Genomic DNA, 20496 nt, shown 5'->3' on the forward strand with positions numbered 1-20496 from the left:
CCGCAGGGAGGCTCCCCCATGATCCATTCGCCCCGAATCACCCTGGCCCTCGCCGGCCTCGCCGTGCTGGCGGCGGGAGCCGCCCCGGCGCTCGCGCAATCCTCGGCCAATCCAAGCAGCCTCAACACCATGAACGACCGGCTCGCCACCCAGAGCCAGATCCGCGGCATCCAGAACCAGCAGCAGTTCGACAACAGCCAGACCCGGATGCAGATCCAGCGCAACGAGCTGTTCCGTCCTGAGCCGAGCGCGGGACCGACCATCGTGGCGCCCCGGCGCTGAGGCCGGCGGGCGACGGGGAACCACGGGATTCACGGTGCGTTTTCTCTGCAACACGCAAGGACAAAACACATGCTGTGGTTCACCTTGGGCTCCGTCGGCGGCCTCGCCATCACCGGCCTCGCGGCAATCTACGCCAAGCAGGCCCTGATCGATTGGGCCCGCACCGAAACCAACGGGTACTTCTAGCCCGCGAAGCTGCCTGATTGGACAGGCCGGCGACCCGCACGCTAAGCCTTACCCCATAAGGATGATGGCGCCGGCCGATGCCGGCCACGTCCGCGGGGAAACGCATGACGGGTTTGATGACGGGTAAGCGCGGCCTCATCATGGGGGTCGCCAACAATCATTCCATCGCCTGGGGGATCGCGTCGGCCCTGCACAAGCACGGGGCCGAACTCGCCTTCACCTACCAGGGCGACGCCCTCGGGCGCCGGGTGGCGCCGCTGGCCGCCTCCCTCGGGTCGGACATCGTCATTCCCTGCGACGTCGAGGATATCGCCAGCGTCGACGCGGTGTTCGAGACCCTGGACGCCCGGTTTCCCGACGGGATCGATTTCGTCGTCCACGCCATCGGGTTTTCCGACAAGAACCAGCTCAAGGGCCGCTACGTCGACGTCACGACGCGAGAGAACTTCTCCCGCACCCTGACGATCTCGTGCTTCTCGTTCACCGAGATCGCCCAGCGGGCGGCCAAACGCATGCCGCGCGGCGGCTCGCTCCTCACCCTCACGTATGGCGGCTCGACGCGGGTCATGCCGAACTACAACGTCATGGGTGTCGCCAAGGCCGCCCTCGAAGCATCGGTCCGCTACCTCGCGGGCGATCTCGGTCCGGACGGCATCCGGGTCAACGCCCTCTCGGCCGGTCCGATGCGGACCCTGGCGGGCGCCGGCATCGCCGATGCCCGTCTCATGTTCAACCACCAGAAGGCGCACGCCCCCCTGCGGCGCACGGTGACCCAGGAGGAGGTCGGCGGCTCGGCCGTCTACCTCCTGTCCGACCTGTCGGGCGGTGTCACCGGCGAGGTCCACTTCGTCGATTCGGGCTACAACATCATCTCAATGCCGCGCCCCGACGTGCTCCAGGCCCAGGACGAAGCCGGCCTCATCGACGCTGGCTGAACCCTCGGCCGCGACGCCCCCCGCAGGAGGTCGCAGGGCCGGTCCGGAACGCCGGAGCCTGAACGGACTCCGGCCGGGTGACGTCGCGAAGAAATCAGTCCTCGCCGTCGGACGAAGCATCCCAGCTCTGTGACGCCGCCTCGTCGGGCCGATGCGTCACGGGCCTGACCAGTTCCTCGGACGGAAGCATGGCGATGCTGGTCGAGACCAGCCCCGCCATGGCCCTCAGGTCGGGCGACTGGCGCGGATCGCGGGCGATGGCCGAGGCCTCGCGCTCCAGACGCAAGTTGCACGCCTTCGACGGCAGGCCGCCCGTGGGCGTGCAGGCGTCGTGCCGGGCACAGGCCGCGTCGAGGGCGTCGATGGGCGGCAGGGGGGCGTTGTTGCCCGGCCCGCAATAATTGCCGTGGACGAGGAGCGGTCTGTTGAGACCCGCCGCCGGCTGCGCCGCTGCGGGCAAGGCCCACGACAGGACGGGCGCTGCGAGAAGCAGAACGAACGGGATGGTTTGGATCGAGCGCATGATGGCAGCCAATTCTGGTACGGATCACCCCCTCAGGTGATGCGGTGCGGCGACCGCCGCCGGGTGCGGCCAGCCTGATTTAAGTTTCAAAGTGGGACGGGGTTCCGGGCCGCCGGGTTACCGATCCGTCGCAGGCGGCAGGGCGGGGGCTGTCCCACCGGTGACGGCCTGACCCATCTCGTCGCCGCGATTCTCCTTGAGGGCGACGCCCGTCACCCCGCGCCGCAGGGCCTCGCGAACGAGCCAGGCCAGGGTGTCGGCGGCCCGCGCGAGGGAGAGGCCGCGTTCGTGGATGTTCGAGATGCAGTTGCGCTCGGCATCGCGCCGGCCCGGGCGCGGCGCGTGGGTGAGGTAGATCCCGAGGCTGTCGGCGACGCTGAGGCCGGGCCGCTCACCGATGAGGACGGCCGAGAGGCGGGCGCCGAGCCCGTCGCCGATGGGATCGCCCAGGGCCACGCGGGCCTGGGTCGCCACCACGATGGGGGCGATGGACACGCCGTCGAGGCGGGCGAGGCAGGCGTGGACCAGCGCGGCGGCCTGGCTCTGCACGGCCCGGGCCGACAGGCCATCCCCGATCACGAAGACGAGGTCGACCCCACCCGTCACGGCCTCCAGCGTGGTCCCGGCCTCGAGCACCCGACCGAGATCGGGGCGCCGGAGATAGGTGGCGCGGTCGGGCGCGGCACTGCGGACCTGCACCACCGGATTGGGCGCGAGGGCCGCCGCCAGGGCCGCCGTGTCGAGGGCGGCGTGGACGGCATCGCGCGCCCGGGCGTGGTCGAGCTGGAAATCGAGCACCGCCCCGAGGGGCATCGCGTCGCCCCGGCGGCCGAGGCCGATCCGGGCTGAGGTCGCCGTCCGCAGGCGGACCCAGGGATCGTCCGAAGGGGGAAGCGGGCCGCCGCCGCTCGCCAGGTCGCCGCCGCTCATGCCACCCGCTCCGCGTGATCGAGGAGGCGGGCGAGGCTCGGGTGGCGGGGTTCGAGTTCGCGAACGCCGCCGTCCGGGGTCGCGAGGCCCATCCGGTCGAGCCACGCCTCGAATTCGGGCGCCGCGCGGACGTTCAGGGTGCCGCGCAGGGTCAACACGTCGTGGAACGACAGGCTCTGGTAGTTGAGCATGATGTCGTCGGAGCCCGGCACGGCGATGAGGAAGCTGCACCCCGCCACCGTCAGCAGGGTCATCAGCCCGTCCATGTCGTCCTGGTCGGCCTCGGCGTGGTTGGTGTAGCAGACGTCGCAGCCCATCGGCAGGCCGAGGAGCTTGCCGCAGAAGTGGTCCTCCAGGCCGGCGCGGGCGATCTGCTTGCCGTCGTAGAGGTATTCCGGGCCGATGAAGCCCACCACGGTGTTGACGAGGAGGGGCCGGAAGGCGCGGGCGACGGCGTAGGCGCGGGCCTCCACGGTCTGCTGATCGATGCCGTGATGGGCGTCGGCCGACAACGCCGCGCCCTGGCCAGTCTCGAAATACATCGCGTGGTCGCCCACGGTCCCACGCTTCAGGCCACGCACGGCGTCGTGGGCCTCGGCCAGAACCGCGAGGTCGACGCCGAAGCCCCGGTTGGCCGCCTCCGTTCCGGCCACCGACTGGAACACCAGGTCCACGGGCGCGCCCCGCTCCAGGATGGCGAGGGCGTTGGTGACGTGGGTGAGTACGCAGGTCTGGGCCGGGATGTCGTAGAGCTGGCGCAGCTCGTCGAGCATGATCATGAGGGCGCGCGCGTTCTCGACGTTGTCGGTCGCCGGATTGACGCCGATGCAGGCGTCGCCCACGCCGTAGAGAAGCCCGTCGAGGACGGAGGCCGCGATGCCGCGCGGATCGTCCGTGGGGTGGTTCGGCTGCAGCCGGGTGCCGAGGCGGCCGGGCAGGCCGAGGGTGGTGCGGAACGCCGTCACCACCCGGCACTTGCGCGCCACCACGATGAGGTCCTGCGCCCGCATGAGCTTCGAGACCGCCGCCACCATTTCCGGCGTCAGGCCCGGCGCCAGGGCGGCGAGCCCCTCCGTCGTCGCCGCGCGGGACAGGAGCCAGTCGCGGAACCCGCCCACCGTCAGGTGCGCCACGGGGGCGAAGGCCGCCGCGTCGTGGGTGTCGAGGATGAGGCGGGTGACCTCGTCCGCCTCGTAGGGCACCAGGGCCTCGGTGAGGAAGACGGCAAGCGGCAGATCGGCCAGGACGCGCCGGGCGGCGATGCGCTGGGCGTCGCTCGTGGCGGCGAGCCCGGCCAGCTCGTCCCCCGAGCGCCGGGGCGAGGCGGCGGCCATCACGTGCCGGAGGTCGGCGAAGGCGTAACGCTCGCCGCCGAGATCGCACCGGTAGGCCATGGCCGTTCCCTCAACCCCGCACCGAAGCCCCACGAAGCCACAACGGGCGGTGGGTGTCGAGATCGGCGATGCCGGTGGGAACGAACGCTTAAGCCGGGCCGGCGATGATGCGCGGCAGCGCGACGGAGGAGCGGCCTTGGACAGAGGGATGGCCCTGCACCCCGTGCGCCCCGCGGCGGAGCACACCCGCGTGCACGGGCTGCGCATCGCGCTGACCGTCGTCTCGGTGGCGCTGTCGTTCACCGTCTCGTCGATGCTGCTCTCCACCCTCGGCTACCATTACGAGACCTCGGGCGGCCTGCCGTTCGAGAAGTTCCACCCCGGCACCGTGGTGCTGCTAGTCGCCTTCGCGCTCCTCGTGGTCGAGGACGGGCCGGAGCGGACGATCGGCCTCCTCCTGCGCGACCACCGGCTCTCGGTGATCTACGTCGGGTGCCTCGTCTTCTACATGCTGTACGTGCCCGTGGTCCTCGGCCGGCCGGTGACGTTCATCTTCGATACGCTGCTGGCCCCAGCCGTCGCCGCCATCCTGCTCGCCCGCACGGACATCCGCTCCCTGCGCCGCATCGGCTGGCTCATCCACGGCCTCATGGCCATCAACGCCGTGATCGGAAGCCTCGAATCCCTGCTGAAATGGCGGCTCGTGCCGTTCTACATCGGCGACGTCCTCGTGGACTACGACTGGCGCTCGACGGCGCTCCTCGGCCATCCCCTGCAGAATGCCGGTGTCACGGCGATCTACGCCCTGGTGCTGCTCACGGGCCTGCGCGGGGAATTGCCCGCCCGCTGGGCGCTTCCGGCCTTCCTCCTTCAGCTCGCGGCCCTGCCGGCCTTCGGCGGCCGCACGGCGGCGGTGGCGCTCACGGTGGCGGCCGGGGTCTGGCTCGCCGCGCAGGGGCTGCTCATCCTGTCCGGGCGCCGCTTTCCCCTCTCGGCCCTGCTGTGGATCGCCCTGCTGTGCCCGGTGCTGGCCATCGGCGTCTGGCTCGTCAGCGACAGCGCCTACGTGACGCTCTTCGTCGACCGGTTCGTGGACGATGCCGGCAGCGCCGAGACCCGGGTGCGGATGCTGTCGCTGTTCGGCGAGTTCTCGTGGGGGGACCTGTTCATCGGCCCCGATCCCAAGACCCTGGCCGCCCTGCAGTTCCGCGAGGGGCTGGAACTCGGCCTCGAAAGCTTCGTCGTCGCCTTCCTGCTCACGAGCGGGATCTTCGTCAGTTCGATCCTGTTCTTCGGCCTCGCGCTGTTCTTCATCCGGATCGGCCTCCTGGTCCCGTGGCAGGGCAAGGCCGCCCTGGGTTTGTGCCTGTTCCTCAACACCACCTCGACGGGCTTCGCCAGCAAGTCCACCACCCTCGAACTCGTGGTATGCCTGCTCCTCGTGATGACTTGGACGCGCCCATCCGCCGGGCGGGATCCTCAGGGCTGAGGCACCAGCGGCGCGGCCTCCGGCTCGCGGCGCCGGGCGGCCTCCTCCGCCTCGCGGGCCCGGCTCGCCTCCTCGGCCTCACGGGCACGGGCTTGGCGCGCGGCCTCGGCGGCGGCCTTGAGGCGCGCCTGACGGGCCGCCTCCTCCGCTGCGAGGCGCTCGGCCAATGCCTTCTCGGCGAGCGCCTTGTCCGCCAGCGCCTTCTCGGCGGCGGCGCGGGCCTTGTCCATCTCGATGCGGGCCCGGCGGCGCAGGCGCTCGGTCTGGTCGGCCTCCATGGCCTCGATGCTCTCCAGCTCGCGCTGCAGCACGAGGGCGGCGAGGCCGTTGGTCGAGGGCCCGACATCGATCTGGCGCTCGGGGTTCGCCACCGGCCCGGTGAAGCCGAGCTGGATCGCGGGCGGCCCGCCGGTCCAGGCCTTCGGGGCGGTCGCCGCCGTCAGGGTGCCGCGCGCGTCGAGGCGGTCGCCGCGCAGGTCGAGGCCGAGGGTGCCGGTCCAGCGCGCGCCCCCGAGATCGAAGCTCAAGGGACCCGTCCGGAGCGTTCCCCCCACCAGGGTCACGGGCGTGGTGACGGGGCCCGGCGCGTGGAGCGGCCCGGCGCCGAGTTCCTCCGCCGCCAGGGCCTGGAGGCGGCCCTCGCGTAAGGGGTCGTCCTCGGCGAGCGCCCGGTCGAGGGCACGTGTCAGGCCCGCCGGATCGGCGCCCGGCAGGGTGAGGTTCGCCAGGGTGAGGCCGCCGCTGCCGCCGAGGTTGTTCGCCAGCGCCGCTGGCGTCTCGCCCGAGGTGCCGAACCGCAGATTCGCGGACAGGCGGCCCGAGACCGTGCCGGTGCCGACGAGGCCTGCGAGATCGGCATCGCTCACGCTGCCCTCCCCCGCCACCGCCGCCGCGCCGCCCTGGCGCGACAGGGTGACCGCGCCCGTGAGCCGCCCCCCCGCCAGGGTGCCGGCAAGGTCGGTGAGGCTCAGGGTCCCGTCCTCCAGGCGCGCCTTGGCGGCGGCCCCCGTGGCGACGTGGCCGCGTCCGAGGTCGAGGCTGTCGATGGTGAGGTCGAGGGCGATGCGCGGGCGGGCGGGGGGCGCCGGAGCGAAACGCGCGAAGGCCGTGTCGCCCCCGCCCTCTTGGGGGATCACCAGGGCGGCGGCCAGGGCCGGCAGGGACAGGCGCCCGAGACCGACGCGCCCGGCGACCTCGCCCTCGGGGGCGATGCCGATCTCGGCCGACACGGCGGTGCCGGCGAGTCGCCCCTTGAGGACGACGCGGCCCTCGTCGCCGGCCCGCGACAGGCCGAGGGTGAGATCGGCCGGGAGGGGAAGGCGCAGGGGCGCAGTCCCGGCGAGCCGCAGGAACGGGGCGAGATCGGGGGTGCCGAGGCGCAGTTCGCCCGCGCTCGGTGGCCCGGCCTCGGCCGCGAGGACGATGGGTTGAAGGGTCGAGACCGTGAGGTCCGCCACCGTGCCGGTCACCCCGAGGGCGAGGCCGGCGGCGGCGTCTTCGGAGTCGCGGGTCCCCGTGAGGTGCAGGCGGCCGGGCTTGTTCAGGGCGGCCACGTCGGCGCGGCCGAACCACGTGGCGGCGGCGGGCGTCGCCAGGGTGAGGTCGAGTTGGCCGACGCGGCCGGCGCGGCTCACGAGGTCGAGGTCGAGGCTGCCGCCCGCCGCCGTGCCCTTGGCCGTGGTGCGCAGGCTGTCGGCCGCGCCCGCGTCCCGCTCCAGGGTGACGGCGAGGTCGAGGGCCCCCGCGCGCAGGCCGGGAGGGATCAGGCGGGCCTCCGCGACCCACACCCGGTCGAGGAGGGCGAGCAATGGCGCGGCCACGGGGGCGGCGATGCGCCCGGCGATGCGGCCGGCCCCGTCGGCGTCGATGCGGCCCGACAGACTGGCCCGGGCGCCGGCGAGATTCGTGACGTCGAGGCTGTCGATGGCGAGGCGCGCCCCGTCGGACTGGATGCTCGCCGCGATGGTGCCGTTGCCCGAATCCGCCCCGGCGGGGCCGTAGCGCACGTCGCGGGCCTGGAGAACGAGGCCGAAATCGTGGCCCTGGAGATCGGCGAGCGCCCCGCTGAACGACGGAAGTGCCGCGATGTCGATCCCTTGCGCAGCGAGCTGCGCGTCGACTCGCCCGCGGGCGCCGGCCTCGGGAACGCGGTAGCGGGCATTGCCGGTGACGCGCGCCGTCCCGAGATCGAGGCGCAGATTGCGCAGGGACACGGAGAGGGGTTCGGCCGACAGATCAGCCGCCGCCCGGATCGGACGCCCGTCCATGAGCGCCACGCCCGGTCCCTCGACGCCGAGCTTGCGCAGGTAGCGCCCGAACCCGTCCGAGGCGGGGGCGTCGAGATCGAACCGCCCGGTGAAACGCGGGGCCGGGTCCCTGTCGATCTCGCCCGAGGCGCTGAAGGCCGCCGCCCCGGGGGCGGTGACGGAGAACCGCTTGAGCAGGATGCCGCCCGAGCGCTCGAAGGTGCCGGCGAGGGTGAGGTTCTGCCAGTCCTCGAGGCCGAGCGACACGCTCTCGACGCTGAGGTCGGCCTCGATGCTGAGCGGCAGGCCGGTCCCGGCCTTCGGGGGGCCCCGCGCGAGGAGGGCCTGGCCCGCCGCCGAAAGCAGGAAGGCGTCGAGGTCGAGGCGGCGGGCGCCGAGGGAGAGGGTGGCGCGGCCGCTGCGCAGGTCCACCCCGCCCTTGCCCGACAGGCGCAAGGCCCGGCCGCCCGGATCGATGTCGAGATCGAGGGCGCTGAAGCGTGCCACGGCGCCCCGGGCCGTGAACGTGCCGCCGAGCTGCACCGGCAGGTAGGGCCCGGCCACCTGGGAGGGCGGCCCGACGACGAGGCGGGCCGTGCCCTCCCCCTGCGGGATCACCGCGCGCTCGCCCGGCCCGGCCGTCTCCGAGGGGGCGGGCGCGAGGGAGAGTTTCGCGTCGATCTCGCCGTAGGGCCGGGTGTCGCCGCCGGCAGAGACCTTCACGGGAAGAGCGCCCTCCGGGGTCGGCTCGCCCGTCGCCAGCCGGAAGGGGACGCCCTGGCTCGTGCCCTCGACCCGCCAGGGCCCAGTGAGGCGCGGGCTCGCGAGTCGCACGGCCTCGGCATAGAACTGGTCGGTGCGGCCCGTGGCCGGCACCTGGGTGGTGACGAGGAGCTGACGGACCTCCAGATCCTCGATGGCGAGGTCGCGGCCGCTCAATCCCGCCGCGAGATCGGCGGGCACGCGGATCGCCTCGCCCTCGGTGACGGGCAGGCGTAGTTCGGCCCGCCCGATCCGGGTCTCGGTGAACCGCACCTCGCCCTTGATCAGGGGAGTCAGCGCCACCTCGGCCTTCACGAAATGCAGGTCGAGGCCGGGCCGCGTCGGGGATTCCCCGAGGTGCAGGCGGTCGAAGCGCAGGCGCGGCGAGGGCAGGAGCCGCACGGCGATGCGGCCCTCGCTGCGGGCCGGGACACCGAGGGAGCGGGCGATCACGCCGTCGATGAGGTCGCGCTGCGCGCTCCAGGCCACGAAGGGCGGGACCGCGAGGGCCGCGACGAGGATGAGGACGACGACGCCCGCCAGCGCAGTCAGGAGGTCACGCACGCTCGTCTCGTTCCGCCGCCCCCCGGAGACGGGGCCGTCCGCCGCGGGATCGCGTCCCGCCCGAGGGGCGGCATAGCACACCGGTTCGGTTTGGCGTACCGCCCGGGCGCCTCACCCCCGGGCCGTGGAAGAGGCGGATCAGGCGTCGACGTTCTTGAGGACCAGGGTGGCGTTGGTGCCGCCGAAGCCGAAGGAGTTCGACAGCACGTGGCCGAGCTTGGCCCCGTCCCGACGGGCCCGCAGGATCGGCATGTCGGCGAACGCCGGATCGATCTCGTCGATATGCGCGCTCTCGCAGATGAAGTCGTTGTTCATCATGAGGAGCGAATAGATCGCCTCCTGTACGCCGGTGGCGCCCAGCGAATGGCCGGTGAGGGACTTGGTGGCGGCGATCGGCGGGCAGGCGTCGCCGCGTCCGAACACCTCGCGGATCGCCTCGATCTCCTTCTCGTCGCCGACCGGCGTCGAGGTGGCATGGGGGTTGATGTAGTCGATGGGCGCGCCCTTCAGGCCACCGATGGCCTGGCGCATGCAGCGAACCGCGCCCTCGCCCGAGGGGGCGACCATGTCGTGGCCGTCGGAGGTGGCGCCGTAGCCGGCGATCTCGCCGTAGATCGTGGCGCCGCGCGCCTTGGCGTGCTCGTATTCCTCAAGCACCAGCACCCCGGCACCGCCGGCGATGACGAAGCCGTCGCGGTTGACGTCGTAGGCGCGCGAGGCGCGGGCCGGCGTGTCGTTGTACTTCGACGACATGGCGCCCATGGCGTCGAACAGCACCGACAGGGTCCAGTCGAGGTCCTCGCAGCCGCCCGCGAAGATGATGTCCTGGCGCCCGCCCTGGATGATCTCGGCGGCGTTGCCGATGCAGTGGTTCGAGGTCGCGCAGGCCGACGCGATGGAATAGTTCACGCCCTTGATCTTGAACCAGGTCGCGAGCGTCGCGGAGGCGGTTGAGGACATGGCTTTGGGCACCGCGAACGGTCCGACGCGTTTGGGACCCTTCTCCCGCGCGATGGCGGCGGATTCCACGATCACCTTCGTGGACGGGCCGCCCGAGCCCATGATGATGCCGGTGCGGTCGTTGGAGATGTCGGAGGGTTCGAGGCCCGACTGGCGGATCGCCTGATCCATGGCGACGTGGTTCCAGGCGGTGCCGCCACCGTGGAAGCGCATGGCGCGCCGGTCGACGACGCTCTCGGCATCGAGGGTCGGACGCCCCTCCACCTGGCTGCGGAAACCGTGCTCGGCATACGAGGCAGACGGCCCGATGCCGGACTTGGCCTCGCGCAGGGAGGCGAGAACCTCGTCGGTGTTGTTGCCGATGGACGAGACGATGCCCATCCCGGTGATCACGACACGCCGCATGGACCGCTTCTTCTCCGCCGCCGGTGCTTCGGACGGCACCCTATTGTCGTCAGTTAGGACGCTGACGCGCCGATCTCAACCGTTTCGCCTCAGGCGGCGGTCGAGCCTTGCGCCTGGAACAGGGCGACGCGCAGGTCCTTGGCCTCGTAGATGCGGGTGCCGTCGGCCTCGAGCCAGCCATCGGCGATGCCGAGGACGAGCTTGCCGAGGCGCACGCGCTTGATGTCGATGCCGTAGACCACCTTGGTCACCGTCGGCAGCACCTGATCGGAGAACTTCACCTCGCCGACGCCCAGCGCCCGGCCGCGCCCGGGGGCGCCGAGCCAGCCGAGGTGGAAGCCCACGAGCTGCCACAGGGCATCGAGGCCGAGGCAGCCCGGCATCACCGGATCGTTCTTGAAGTGGCAGCCGAAGAACCAGAGGTCCGGCCGGATGTCGAACTCCGCCAGCACGTGGCCCTTGCCGTGGGCGCCGCCCTCGGCGCCGATGGAGACGATGCGGTCGAACATCAGCATCGGCGGCAGGGGCAGCTGGGCGTTGCCGGCTCCGAACAGCTCGCCGCGCCCGCAGGCCAGCAAGTCCTCGTAGGAGTACTGCGTCGCCCGGGCGGGGGCCGGGGTGCCGGCGGGTGCGGTGGTATCGGAAGAAGACATGATGAGCGGATCGGTCCTCGGGGTTGGGGGTCCGGCACGCGACACACGGACCTGGGGGCCGGATTCAGAGGCCCGATTTGGCACGAAGCGGCGCCTCGTTAACACAGGGGATCGGCACCTCAAAGGTGCCGGGCCGGGCCCCACGTCCTGGCGTCGGGGTCCGCGCCCGGGCGCGACGGCCGGGGAGCGCCCACCGACGGGGCCGCATGACGGGCGCGCGGGAGCCTCGGCTTGCGGCACGCCCGCGGGTTCCGTATAAAACACGCTGCGAAGATCGAAGTTTGGATGAAATGTCAGCCACCGCGATTCCGAACCTGCCGCCGTTCCCGGCTGCGCTGAACGCGCGGACGTCCCTTACCTCGGGCGACGTCGCCGGCCGTCGCGGCTGTCCGCTCTCCGATCTGCGCGACCGCCTGCGCCGGGCCGGCCTGCGGCCGACGCGCCAGCGCCTGTCCCTGGGCTGGCTCCTGTTCGGGCGCGGCGACCGTCACCTCACGGCCGAAATGCTGTACGACGAGGCCATGCGCGCCAAGGTGCCGGTGTCCCTCGCCACGGTCTACAACACCCTGCACCAGTTCACGGAAGCCGGCCTGCTGCGCCAGCTCGCGCTTGACGGGTCGAAGGCCTATTTCGACACGAACCCGAGCGAGCACCACCACTTCTTCCTCGAGGACGAGGGACAGGTTCTCGACATGCCCGATTGCGGCATCACCGTCGATTCGCTCCCCGATGCCCCCGAGGGCATGGAGATCGCCGGCGTCGAGGTGATCGTGCGCCTGCGCCGTCGCGGCGCCCCTGCGCGCAAGGCCTGATCCACCGTCGATCCCTCGATTTCGCACATGAAAAAGGCCCGGGCGACCGGGCCTTTTTCATGTCCGGGCGGGTCCTCGCGCGGCGGACGCTCGGTCCAGCGGACGCTCAGTCCACCCGCTCGCCCGGATAGACGCCCCACAGGCGCTCCTGGCGGATGTAGCCGTCGACGTCGCCCCCCTTCTGCGGCAGGGCGACGATGATCCGGCACCACGTACCGGTGCAGGTCTTCACGCTGCCGATGACGCCGGCCTGGAGGCGGGCTTCCTCGGCGGAGGTGTCGTCGGCGCGGGCATACAGGACGGTGTCCGGCTTGGCGTCACCTTTGCCATCTCCCTTGCCCGCCGCCCGCGAGGCCGTGACGATGGAGGTGCGCCGCCCCGAGAGGAGCGAGTGCAGCACCCAGCCCTCGGTACCCTCGGAATCGCGGATGCGGCGCCAGGTCTCGAATTCGCCGATGATCTCCACGGGCAGGCCGGCGCGCTGGAACACCCACAGGGTACGGTGATCCTTGGACGGTCCCTCGCGCAGATTCACGCGGTCGGTCTTGAGGCTGGCGTAGCGCGGCAGGGGCAGCCCCGTCTTCGAGCCGACGGACGCCCCGGGGGTGGATGGCGGGGGCGGTGCCGCCACGGCCGGTCCCGCCACGGCGGCGATCGCCAGGGCCAGGGCGAAGGAAGTGGTCTTGACGAAAGGGGTCTTGTCGAGCGCCATCGTCCGGTGTCCTTGACGGCGCGGCGGTGCCGGTCCTGGCCGACGCCCCGGCGCGCATTGTGTTCCGCCCTCTCTCTGATAGAGAGGCCGAGGGGGCTGGGGCGAGGGTCGCCGCCGGTCGACGGCCCCTGTCTCGATGTTCGTGTCCGGTGATCGTGTCTTGGCCCAGCTGTGGTTAACGCACGGTAAGCCAGGACGCCGTTTCGCCAGAACGGTGCGCCGAAACCCCGAGCGACCCCGATCCGGGGTCCGACCCGGGGATCGTTCGCGTCAAGGAGGGTGCATGCAGTCGCTCAAGCGCAAGCCGCTGGTCGTGGTCACTCGACGGCTGCCCGAGGTGGTGGAGACGCGCATGCGCGAACTCTTCGAGATCCGCGCCAACGCCGACGACAAGCCCCTGAGCCGGGACGATCTGGCCGCCGCCTTGCGCGAGGCCGACGTCCTCGTGCCGACGGTGACCGACGAGATCGATGCCGAACTCCTGGCCGAGGCTGGGCCGAACCTCGGCCTCATCGCGAATTTCGGCAACGGCGTCGATCACATCGACGTCGCCGCGGCCTTGGAGCGCGGCATCACCGTCACCAACACGCCCGGCGTGCTGACGGAGGACACCGCCGATATGACCATGGCGCTGATCCTGGCGGTGGCCCGCCGGGTCACCGAGGGCGCGCGCATCATCCCCGACGACGCCTGGGATTCGGGCTGGTCGCCGACCTGGATGCTCGGGCGCCGCATCACCGGCAAGCGCCTCGGCATCGTCGGCATGGGCCGCATCGGCCAGGCGCTCGCCCGCCGCGCCAAGGCGTTCGGCCTGCAGATCCACTACCACAACCGCCGCCGGGTGCCGGCCGCCATCGAGCGCGACCTTGAAGCCACCTACTGGGAATCCCTCGACCAGATGCTGGCGCGCGTCGACATCGTGTCGGTGAACTGCCCGCACACCCCGGCGACCTATCACCTCCTGTCGGCCCGCCGCCTCAAGCTGCTCAAGCCCGAGGCCGTGGTGGTGAACACGGCCCGCGGCGAGGTGATCGACGAGAGCGCGCTGGCCCGACTCATCGAGGCCGGCGACGTCGCGGGCGCGGGCCTCGACGTGTTCGAGCAGGAGCCCGCCGTGAGCCCCCGCCTCGTCAAGCTCGCCCGGTCCGGCAAGGTCGTGCTCCTGCCGCATATGGGGTCGGCGACCCACGAGAGCCGCATCGACATGGGCGAGAAGGTGATCATCAACATCAAGTCGTTCATGGACGGCCACCGCCCGCCGGACCGCGTCCTGCCCAGCATGCTCTGAGGATTTCGCGACACGCGGGATCCGGCGCCGCGCCCAGAGAGAGAACCGGCGGGGATCGGGGGTTCGGCGAGACCCGCCGAGGCCTGCCGGCGCACGGGGCTTCCCCGCCCTGGCGTTTCGTCGGGAACGGAGTACTGAACCTCGGACGAACGGGGGAACGGGCCCGGACACGACACGTTGTCCGGCGTCTGACACGCGTTGTGTTGGTGGACGTAGCGTAGATCGGGAGTAGCATGGCCGCGGACACCCCGTTGACCGAGGCAGAGCCGGGCCGGGCGGTGGCAGACGACGATTTCCGCCGGTTCGCGGACTTCGTGCCGCTGATGATGTGGCGCACGGATCCCCAAGGCCGCATCGTCCATCACAACGAATCCTGGCTCGCTTTCACCGGTCGCTCTCAGGCCGAGGAGCGGGACTGCTGGCGCCGTGGCCTGCACCCCGATGATGCGGACTCCCACCTTGCCGCGTTCGAGACGGCCCTGGCCGAGCGGACCCCCTTCACCGCGGAGTTCCGCCTGCGCCGGCACGACGGCGCCTATCGCTGGCTCCTCGACACCGGCAAACCGCTCCACCGCAACGGAACCTTCGAGGGCTATGTCGGCACCTGCGTCGACATCACGGAGCGCAAGGAGGCCCGCGAGCATTCCGAGCGCGCCCTGGTGGAGAAGGAAGCGCTTCTGGCCGAAGTCTACCACCGGGTGCGCAACAATCTTCAGGTGATGGTCAGCCTCATCGGCCTGTACGGCCGGGCGGCCCCGGCGCCGTGCCGGGGCAGCTTCGAGGCCCTGGGCCAGCGGGTGCGGGCCATCGCCCTGGTGCAGCAGCACCTCCACGAGGCGCCCCACATCGCCTCCATCGACCTACGGGACTACCTCCACCGCCTCGCCTCGGGGCTCGGGCAGCTGCGTCGGGCCGGACGGATCGGTGTCACCATCGGCGGGTCCGGCACCAGTCTCGTCGAGCCGCGCACGGCCAATGCCCTCGGGATGATCGTTGCCGAAGTGGTGTCGGAATGCCTCGACACCACGGCCGAGAGCGTCGCCTGCGCCATTTCGATCACCATCGATGCGGCGGCGGGCGCTCCCGTGCGCCTCTGCCTCGTTTCGAGCAGCGATGCCGGAGCGACCCCCTCCGGAAAGGTCGAGGTGCCCAATCTCGGGCCCCGCCTCATCGCCGCCTACGCCGCCCAGGCCGAGATCGCCGCCCACGGCCTCGGCACCCGGGCGGAGCCGCTGATCCTCCAACTGCCGGAAGTGCTGGTCCATCCGGCGGACTAAAGCCTCGTCCCGAAAGGTGGCCTCCGGCTTTCGGGACAAGACGATGCGAAAACAGGCACGTCAGAGCATCGTCCCGAAAGGCGGAGTCCAGCTTACGGGAAAAGACGATGTGACAACGGAGGTTTCGGAGCACGGTCCCGAATACCGCATTCGGAACCCTGCTTGAGGGTCGTATCCCAGGACGGGGGGCCTATATCGGGACCATCCCCGCCACGAGGCCGTCTCCACCCATGCTGCCGCCCATCGCGACCATCATCGACAATTTCGGGATCCTGGACGAGGGGCCGGACCAGATCGAGTATCTGATCGAGCTCGGCCGCGCCCTGCCGCCGTTCCCGGAGGATCTCCTCACGGAGGCCAACCGCGTGCACGGCTGCGAGAGCCAGGTGTGGGTCGCTTCCCACATGGACGCCGCCCACGAGCCGCCCCGGCTGTCGCTGCGGGGCACCAGCGATTCCACCGTCACCAAGGGCCTGATCGCCCTGGTGATGGCGCTCCACGACGGCAAGACCCCGCAGGAGATCGCGGCGGTGGACGTCTTCGCGGTGTTCCGGGAGATCGGGCTCGGTGCTCACCTCACCTCAAAGCGGTCGAACGGCGTGCGGGCCATGGCCGAGCGCATCCATCGCGACGCCGCCCGGCTCCTGGCGGCCTGATCGCGGCACCGGCACAGGCCGGTCAACGCGATCCCGCCTCCCGCCACAGGCGCATCCGGCCTCGGTCAGGGCCAACAGCCTCGCGCTCGAGGCCGTAATGTTCGGCGAGACGCGCCAGGGCGATGCGGGCCACCACCTTGGCCGAGCGCGCCGGCCAGCGCCGCTCGGCCTCGATCCGCTCCAATCCCTTGAGAAAGCCGCACAGGTCGATGAGCAGGCCGGAGAGGTCGTTGCCCACGGCGGCGAGGGCGGCCCGCACGCGCTGACGCGCCGCCAGCATGGTGTCCGAGGCGCTCGACGGGTCGCGCGGCCCCGAGCCGTCGACCTTCGTGCCGCTCCAGTCCGCTCCCAGGCGCGGCATCATCACGGCCTGGGTCAGGTCGCGGCGCAGGCGTTCGCCGGCCTCGTAGCAGGCCGCATCGATGAGGGGCACGCCGTCCCGGTCGCGCCGCCGGGCCATCCAGGCCAGGGGACTCTCGGCGGCGTCGCGCAGGGGCCGTTCGGGGCGGTCCTCGCCCTCGAGGTCGAGGTGTTGGGCGAGGTAAGGCGGCTGCGCGCCGGCCCGCTCGCGGCGCAGGCGGGCCCGCCCCGCCGGGCTCAGGGTGAGGCGCGCGTTCCGGCCCGCCGCCCGCTCCGCCAGATCGGCGCCGAGGAGGGCCGCGCCCGCCGCCGCCGGGAAACGCCCGGCCCCGAGGGACACGCCGCCACCACCGACCCGCACGACGAGCCCCGCGCCATCCTCCGCCGTGGGGTCCGGCAGGGCGTAGGCCCCCTCCTCCCCGAGCGCCGCCAGGAGCCGCAGGGCCTCGCGGCCAAGAACCGGCGCGAGCCCCGCGGGGCGGACGCCACGTCGAGGCCCCGAAGACGGCTGGCGAATTTTGTTCATGATTTGTTCCATAAGTTACGCGGGCGATCCCGTCGCCGTGCAACTCATGGTAAAGGATATAAATCCTAAATCAAGCCTTCCGGTCGAACGAGATCCTCATCTCGTTCGACCGGACAGCCGCCTCGCGGAGGCGGCGGCGCTTAGGCCGCTTCGTCGTAGCTTCCGTTGCGGCTCTGACCGAGACCGATGGCCTTCGCGAGGTCGGAGCGGGCCTTGGCATAGTTCGGCGCCACCATCGGATAGTCGGGCGGCAGGCCCCACTTCGCCCGGTACTGTTCAGGACTCATGTCGTACTTCGCCCGCAGGTGACGCTTCAGGGATTTGAAGACGCGGCCATCTTCCAGGCAGATGATGTGGTCGGCGGTCACGGACTTCTTCACGGACACGGCCGGCTGCTGCGGCGCGGCGGCAACCTTGGGCTGCTCCTGTCCGCTGCCGATCTGCGTCAGCGACGCGTGGACACGGGTGATGAGTTGCGCCAGCTCCGCCGTCGGGACCGGATTGTTGCTGACGTAGGCCGAAACGATGTCGACCGTCAGGTCCACGTAATCCACCGAATTTTCGATTTCACTCATAGTCTTCTGTTTTCCCTCACTGCACGGTTCCCGAGGAGACGGCGAATCCCATTCGATTTCGCGCTCGAAGTGTTACGGGTCGACGGCTGTTTGCAGCATCGACGTCTCGCCTTCGGCGGATGTGCCAATCCATCCCGGCGTCCCGCGCCATCAAGCAGAACAAATGATAGTCAGCTCGACGACTGAAAACAAGCCAGTTGACGCGCACATTCTCAGTAAAGCCGATTTGAAACATAATTCATTCATTCAGTTTGCGGCATTCATTCGCCCGAACCGCACAAATCGTCGCACTGTACGATAATGTACTTCCGGTTGCTCACGCGGCGTCATGCAAGCGTGGCCGGTGGTTGAACGGTGTCGATCCCTTCGAACGTCAGCCCATCCGGCAAGCCCCCTCTTTGAGGCCCTGATCCAAACCTCTTGCCAGCGACCTCGCCGGCCCTGCACATGGGGGCACAATCGACGAAGGCGACGGGCCGGTCGGGCCTGGATCGGTCGTAGTCAGACCGACCCCGCCCATGCCACCCAGCGCCGGCCCGGTCCGAGGATTCTTGCCATGATAACCGATCGTATTCCCATCACAGTTCCGCTAGCCGCGCCGGTGGCCGAGGCACGACCCCATGCCTTCACGGTCCATGATCGGACGATCGGCGACGATTATGCTTGGTTGAAAGCGGAGAACTGGCGCGCCGTCCTCAAGGACCCGGCCGCCCTGCCGGAGGAGATCGGCACGTATCTGCGGGCCGAGAACGCCTATGCCGAGGCCGCCCTGGAACCCGTGGCGGCCCTGCGGAAGACCCTCGTGGCCGAGATGCGCGGGCGCATCCGCGAGGACGACAGCAGCGTGCCCGAGCCCGACGGGCCGTTCGCCTACTACACCCGCCACCGCGACGGCGGGCAGCATCCCCTCGTCTGCCGGCGTCCGCGCACCGTGGTGGTGATTCCCGGCCAGGGGGCCGAGACCGCCGCCGATGGCGGCCCCGAGGAGGGCGAGGTGATCCTCCTCGACGGCGACCGGGAGGGGGCGGGTCTCGCCTTCTTCGAGATCGCGGCGGCGGTGCATTCCGACGATCACGCTCGGCTCGCCTGGAGCGCCGACACCAACGGCTCGGAACTCCACACCATCCGGGTGCGCGACCTCGCCACCGGCCTCGACGGCCCGGACCGCATCGAGGCGACCACGGGCGAGGTGGTGTGGACGAAGGACGGCCGCGCCTTCCACTACGTGGCGCTGGACGAGAACCACCGCCCGGCGCGGGTCATGCTCCACCGCATCGGCACCGAACAGGCCGAGGACCGGCTGATCTACGAGGAGCCCGATTCCGGCTTCTTCGTCCACATCGACACGACCCAGTCGCGCGACTACCTCACGGTCACGGCGAGCGACCACGAGACGTCGGAGGTCCACCTCGTCGACCGGGCCGAGGTCGACGCGCCCCTGCGGGTGGTGCAGCCGCGCACCCCGCAGCTCATTTATTCCGTCGAGAACTGGGGGCCGCACCTCTTCATCCTCACCAACGCGGGTGGGGCGGTGGACTTCAAGATCGCCACGGCGCGGATCGAGGCCCCCGGCCTCGATCACTGGACCGACGTGGTCCCGCACCGGGCCGGCGTGATGATCCGCCACCAGCACGTCATCGCCGAGCACATCGTGCGCCTCGAGATCGAGAACGCCCGACCCCGTATTGTCGTGCGCGACATGATGGGCTCCGAGCATGGGGTGGCGTTCGCCGAGGAAGCCTATTCCCTCGGGCTGCAGCCGGGCCACGAATTCGAGACGGCGGTGATCCGCTTCACCTACTCGTCGATGACGACGCCGGCCGAGACCTACGACTACGATTGCGTCACCCGCTCGCGGCAACTGCGCAAGCGTCAGACGATTCCGAGCGGGCACAAGCCGGAGGACTACGTCACCCGGCGCCTGTTCGCCACGGCGCCGGACGGCGAGACCGTGCCGATCTCGCTCCTGCACCGGCGCGACCTCGCGCTCGACGGAACCGCCCCCCTGCTCCTCTACGGCTACGGCTCCTACGGCACCCTGATGCCGGCGGCGTTCCGCACCAACCCCCTGTCGCTCGTCGATCGCGGCTTCGTCTACGCCATCGCGCACGTGCGCGGCGGGACCGAGAAGGGCTGGAACTGGTACCTCGACGGCAAGCGCGAGAAGAAGCCCAACACGTTCTCGGACTTCGTGGCCTGCGGGCGGGCGCTCATCGAAGCCGGGTACACGGCGCAGGGCCGCATCGTCGCCCATGGCGGCTCGGCGGGCGGCATGCTCATGGGGGCGGTGGCCAACCTCGCGCCGGAGCTGTTCGCGGGCATCGTCGCCGACGTGCCGTTCGTCGACGTGCTCAACACCATGCTGGACGGCGACCTGCCGCTGACCCCGCCGGAATGGCCCGAATGGGGCAACCCGGCCGAGAGCCTCGCGGCCTTCGAGACCATCCTGTCCTACTCGCCCTACGACAACGTGGCGGCCAAAGCCTATCCGGCGATCCTGGCGCTCGGCGGCCTCACCGACCCGCGCGTGACCTACTGGGAGCCGGCGAAATGGGTCGCGCGCCTGCGCGCAACCATGACGGGGGGTGGCCCGGTGCTCCTGCGCATCAACATGGAGGCGGGCCACGGGGGCGCCGCCGGCCGCTTCGACCGCCTGGAGGAAGTCGCCCTCATCTCCGCCTTCGCGCTGCTGGCCGTGGGCCGGGCGGAGGCGTAGGGGCCGGGCGACCCCCGTCCCTAAAAGGAAGGGAGTCGCAGATCTGAGGTGCGGTCGGCGCGTGCTGCCGACGCGCCTTGCCGACGAGGCGGCGGCTCTGGTGCGCATCTCCTCGCCCCGCCTGCGGGGAGAGGAGATGCGTCTCCCCCTCGTCGAGGCGGCAGCCGAGGGTGAGGGGGCGCGCCCGGAGGAGCCTCGTCCGACGAAGCCCCCTCACCGTCGCTGCGGCTGCGCCTTCGCTCGCCGCAGGCACGACGGGGTGCCTGCGGCCCTCTCCCCGCAAGCGGGGAGAGGGGGCTCACGGC

General features: G+C 71.1%; 17 protein-coding genes. 8 read left to right on the plus strand and 9 right to left on the minus strand.

Going from position 1 to position 20496, the window contains the following annotated elements:
* Positions 1-18 precede the first annotated feature (18 nt).
* Together MFF01_RS21465 and fabI are read left to right on the plus strand one after the other, a co-directional pair.
* Entirely contained in the window at positions 19-282 is a 264-nt protein-coding gene (locus MFF01_RS21465; RefSeq protein ID WP_238228444.1) for a hypothetical protein, read from the plus strand.
* Between the two features lie 290 nt (positions 283-572).
* Positions 573-1403 carry an enoyl-ACP reductase FabI gene (gene fabI, locus MFF01_RS21470; protein WP_238228445.1) on the plus strand — a complete coding sequence of 277 codons (831 nt, stop codon included), beginning with the start codon at positions 573-575 and terminating at the stop codon, positions 1401-1403.
* A gap of 94 nt (positions 1404-1497) precedes the next feature.
* On the opposite strand, the gene MFF01_RS21475 is transcribed toward fabI, so the two are convergent.
* The 3 genes from MFF01_RS21475 to MFF01_RS21485 all read right to left on the minus strand — a co-directional run bounded on the left by MFF01_RS21475 (position 1498) and on the right by MFF01_RS21485 (position 4250).
* Positions 1498-1926, minus strand: a complete 429-nt coding sequence (locus MFF01_RS21475) for a phospholipase A2 family protein (RefSeq protein ID WP_238228446.1) — start codon at positions 1924-1926, stop codon at positions 1498-1500.
* Between the two features lie 117 nt (positions 1927-2043).
* Entirely contained in the window at positions 2044-2856 is an 813-nt protein-coding gene (eutC, locus tag MFF01_RS21480; RefSeq protein ID WP_238228447.1) for an ethanolamine ammonia-lyase subunit EutC, read from the minus strand.
* A complete protein-coding gene (locus tag MFF01_RS21485; RefSeq protein WP_238228449.1) occupies positions 2853-4250 on the minus strand; it encodes an ethanolamine ammonia-lyase subunit EutB in 1398 nt (465 codons plus the stop codon). The genes eutC and MFF01_RS21485 overlap by 4 nt, the downstream gene beginning before the upstream one ends.
* Before the next feature lie 148 nt (positions 4251-4398).
* Between MFF01_RS21485 and MFF01_RS21490 the strand changes: the two genes are divergently transcribed.
* Entirely contained in the window at positions 4399-5679 is a 1281-nt protein-coding gene (locus tag MFF01_RS21490) for a VpsF family polysaccharide biosynthesis protein (RefSeq protein ID WP_238228450.1), read from the plus strand.
* Here the strand turns inward: MFF01_RS21490 and MFF01_RS21495 are convergent.
* The 3 genes from MFF01_RS21495 to fabA all read right to left on the minus strand — a co-directional run bounded on the left by MFF01_RS21495 (position 5670) and on the right by fabA (position 11269).
* Positions 5670-9251, minus strand: a complete 3582-nt coding sequence (locus MFF01_RS21495; protein WP_238228451.1) for an AsmA family protein — start codon at positions 9249-9251, stop codon at positions 5670-5672. The genes MFF01_RS21490 and MFF01_RS21495 overlap by 10 nt on opposite strands.
* A gap of 138 nt (positions 9252-9389) precedes the next feature.
* Positions 9390-10616 carry a beta-ketoacyl-ACP synthase I gene (fabB, locus tag MFF01_RS21500; protein ID WP_238228452.1) on the minus strand — a complete coding sequence of 409 codons (1227 nt, stop codon included), beginning with the start codon at positions 10614-10616 and terminating at the stop codon, positions 9390-9392.
* Positions 10617-10705: 89 nt separating this feature from the next.
* Positions 10706-11269 carry a 3-hydroxyacyl-[acyl-carrier-protein] dehydratase FabA gene (gene fabA / locus MFF01_RS21505; protein ID WP_238228453.1) on the minus strand — a complete coding sequence of 188 codons (564 nt, stop codon included), beginning with the start codon at positions 11267-11269 and terminating at the stop codon, positions 10706-10708.
* A gap of 290 nt (positions 11270-11559) precedes the next feature.
* Between fabA and irr the strand changes: the two genes are divergently transcribed.
* Entirely contained in the window at positions 11560-12081 is a 522-nt protein-coding gene (irr, locus tag MFF01_RS21510; RefSeq protein ID WP_373319837.1) for a Fur family transcriptional regulator Irr, read from the plus strand.
* Positions 12082-12187: 106 nt separating this feature from the next.
* On the opposite strand, the gene MFF01_RS21515 is transcribed toward irr, so the two are convergent.
* Positions 12188-12793, minus strand: coding sequence for an SH3 domain-containing protein (locus tag MFF01_RS21515; RefSeq protein ID WP_238228454.1), 606 nt, complete (start codon positions 12791-12793; stop codon positions 12188-12190).
* Between the two features lie 283 nt (positions 12794-13076).
* Between MFF01_RS21515 and MFF01_RS21520 the strand changes: the two genes are divergently transcribed.
* The 3 genes from MFF01_RS21520 (at position 13077) to MFF01_RS21530 (ending at position 16014) form a co-directional block, all read left to right on the plus strand.
* Positions 13077-14081, plus strand: coding sequence for a 2-hydroxyacid dehydrogenase (locus MFF01_RS21520; RefSeq protein ID WP_238228455.1), 1005 nt, complete (start codon positions 13077-13079; stop codon positions 14079-14081).
* Positions 14082-14314: 233 nt separating this feature from the next.
* On the plus strand, positions 14315-15358 hold the full coding sequence (locus tag MFF01_RS21525; protein ID WP_238228456.1) for a sensor histidine kinase: 1044 nt from the start codon (positions 14315-14317) through the stop codon (positions 15356-15358).
* A gap of 230 nt (positions 15359-15588) precedes the next feature.
* A complete protein-coding gene (locus MFF01_RS21530; protein ID WP_238228458.1) occupies positions 15589-16014 on the plus strand; it encodes a SufE family protein in 426 nt (141 codons plus the stop codon).
* Positions 16015-16036: 22 nt separating this feature from the next.
* Here MFF01_RS21530 and MFF01_RS21535 read toward each other — a convergent pair whose 3' ends face one another.
* On the minus strand, positions 16037-16900 hold the full coding sequence (locus tag MFF01_RS21535) for a DUF6456 domain-containing protein (RefSeq protein ID WP_238228460.1): 864 nt from the start codon (positions 16898-16900) through the stop codon (positions 16037-16039).
* 140 nt (positions 16901-17040) lie between these two features.
* Positions 17041-17475: a Ros/MucR family transcriptional regulator gene (locus MFF01_RS21540; RefSeq protein ID WP_238228462.1), complete on the minus strand. Its 435-nt coding sequence runs from the start codon at positions 17473-17475 to the stop codon at positions 17041-17043.
* Positions 17476-18031: 556 nt separating this feature from the next.
* Here MFF01_RS21540 and MFF01_RS21545 point away from each other — a divergent pair.
* The gene (locus MFF01_RS21545; RefSeq protein WP_238228463.1) at positions 18032-20191 is read left to right on the plus strand and encodes a S9 family peptidase; all 2160 of its coding nucleotides are present in this window, start codon (positions 18032-18034) and stop codon (positions 20189-20191) included.
* The last annotated feature ends 305 nt before the right edge of the window (positions 20192-20496 follow it).

The sequence above is a fragment of the Methylobacterium adhaesivum genome (assembly GCF_022179065.1).
Lineage (GTDB): Bacteria > Pseudomonadota > Alphaproteobacteria > Rhizobiales > Beijerinckiaceae > Methylobacterium > Methylobacterium adhaesivum.

What these genes read in the sequence shown, in the direction of transcription:
- MFF01_RS21515 (WP_238228454.1), bottom strand. Translation starts at nt 12,793, where the DNA reads ATGGCGCTCGACAAGACCCCTTTCGTCAAGACCACTTCCTTCGCCCTG.
- MFF01_RS21490 (WP_238228450.1), top strand. Translation starts at nt 4,399, where the DNA reads ATGGCCCTGCACCCCGTGCGCCCCGCGGCGGAGCACACCCGCGTGCAC.
- irr (WP_373319837.1), top strand. Translation starts at nt 11,560, where the DNA reads ATGTCAGCCACCGCGATTCCGAACCTGCCGCCGTTCCCGGCTGCGCTG.
- MFF01_RS21545 (WP_238228463.1), top strand. Translation starts at nt 18,032, where the DNA reads ATGATAACCGATCGTATTCCCATCACAGTTCCGCTAGCCGCGCCGGTG.
- eutC (WP_238228447.1), bottom strand. Translation starts at nt 2,856, where the DNA reads ATGAGCGGCGGCGACCTGGCGAGCGGCGGCGGCCCGCTTCCCCCTTCG.
- MFF01_RS21520 (WP_238228455.1), top strand. Translation starts at nt 13,077, where the DNA reads ATGCAGTCGCTCAAGCGCAAGCCGCTGGTCGTGGTCACTCGACGGCTG.
- MFF01_RS21485 (WP_238228449.1), bottom strand. Translation starts at nt 4,250, where the DNA reads ATGGCCTACCGGTGCGATCTCGGCGGCGAGCGTTACGCCTTCGCCGAC.
- MFF01_RS21530 (WP_238228458.1), top strand. Translation starts at nt 15,589, where the DNA reads ATGCTGCCGCCCATCGCGACCATCATCGACAATTTCGGGATCCTGGAC.
- fabI (WP_238228445.1), top strand. Translation starts at nt 573, where the DNA reads ATGACGGGTTTGATGACGGGTAAGCGCGGCCTCATCATGGGGGTCGCC.
- fabA (WP_238228453.1), bottom strand. Translation starts at nt 11,269, where the DNA reads ATGTCTTCTTCCGATACCACCGCACCCGCCGGCACCCCGGCCCCCGCC.
- MFF01_RS21465 (WP_238228444.1), top strand. Translation starts at nt 19, where the DNA reads ATGATCCATTCGCCCCGAATCACCCTGGCCCTCGCCGGCCTCGCCGTG.
- fabB (WP_238228452.1), bottom strand. Translation starts at nt 10,616, where the DNA reads ATGCGGCGTGTCGTGATCACCGGGATGGGCATCGTCTCGTCCATCGGC.
- MFF01_RS21475 (WP_238228446.1), bottom strand. Translation starts at nt 1,926, where the DNA reads ATGCGCTCGATCCAAACCATCCCGTTCGTTCTGCTTCTCGCAGCGCCC.
- MFF01_RS21525 (WP_238228456.1), top strand. Translation starts at nt 14,315, where the DNA reads ATGGCCGCGGACACCCCGTTGACCGAGGCAGAGCCGGGCCGGGCGGTG.
- MFF01_RS21540 (WP_238228462.1), bottom strand. Translation starts at nt 17,475, where the DNA reads ATGAGTGAAATCGAAAATTCGGTGGATTACGTGGACCTGACGGTCGAC.
- MFF01_RS21535 (WP_238228460.1), bottom strand. Translation starts at nt 16,900, where the DNA reads ATGAACAAAATTCGCCAGCCGTCTTCGGGGCCTCGACGTGGCGTCCGC.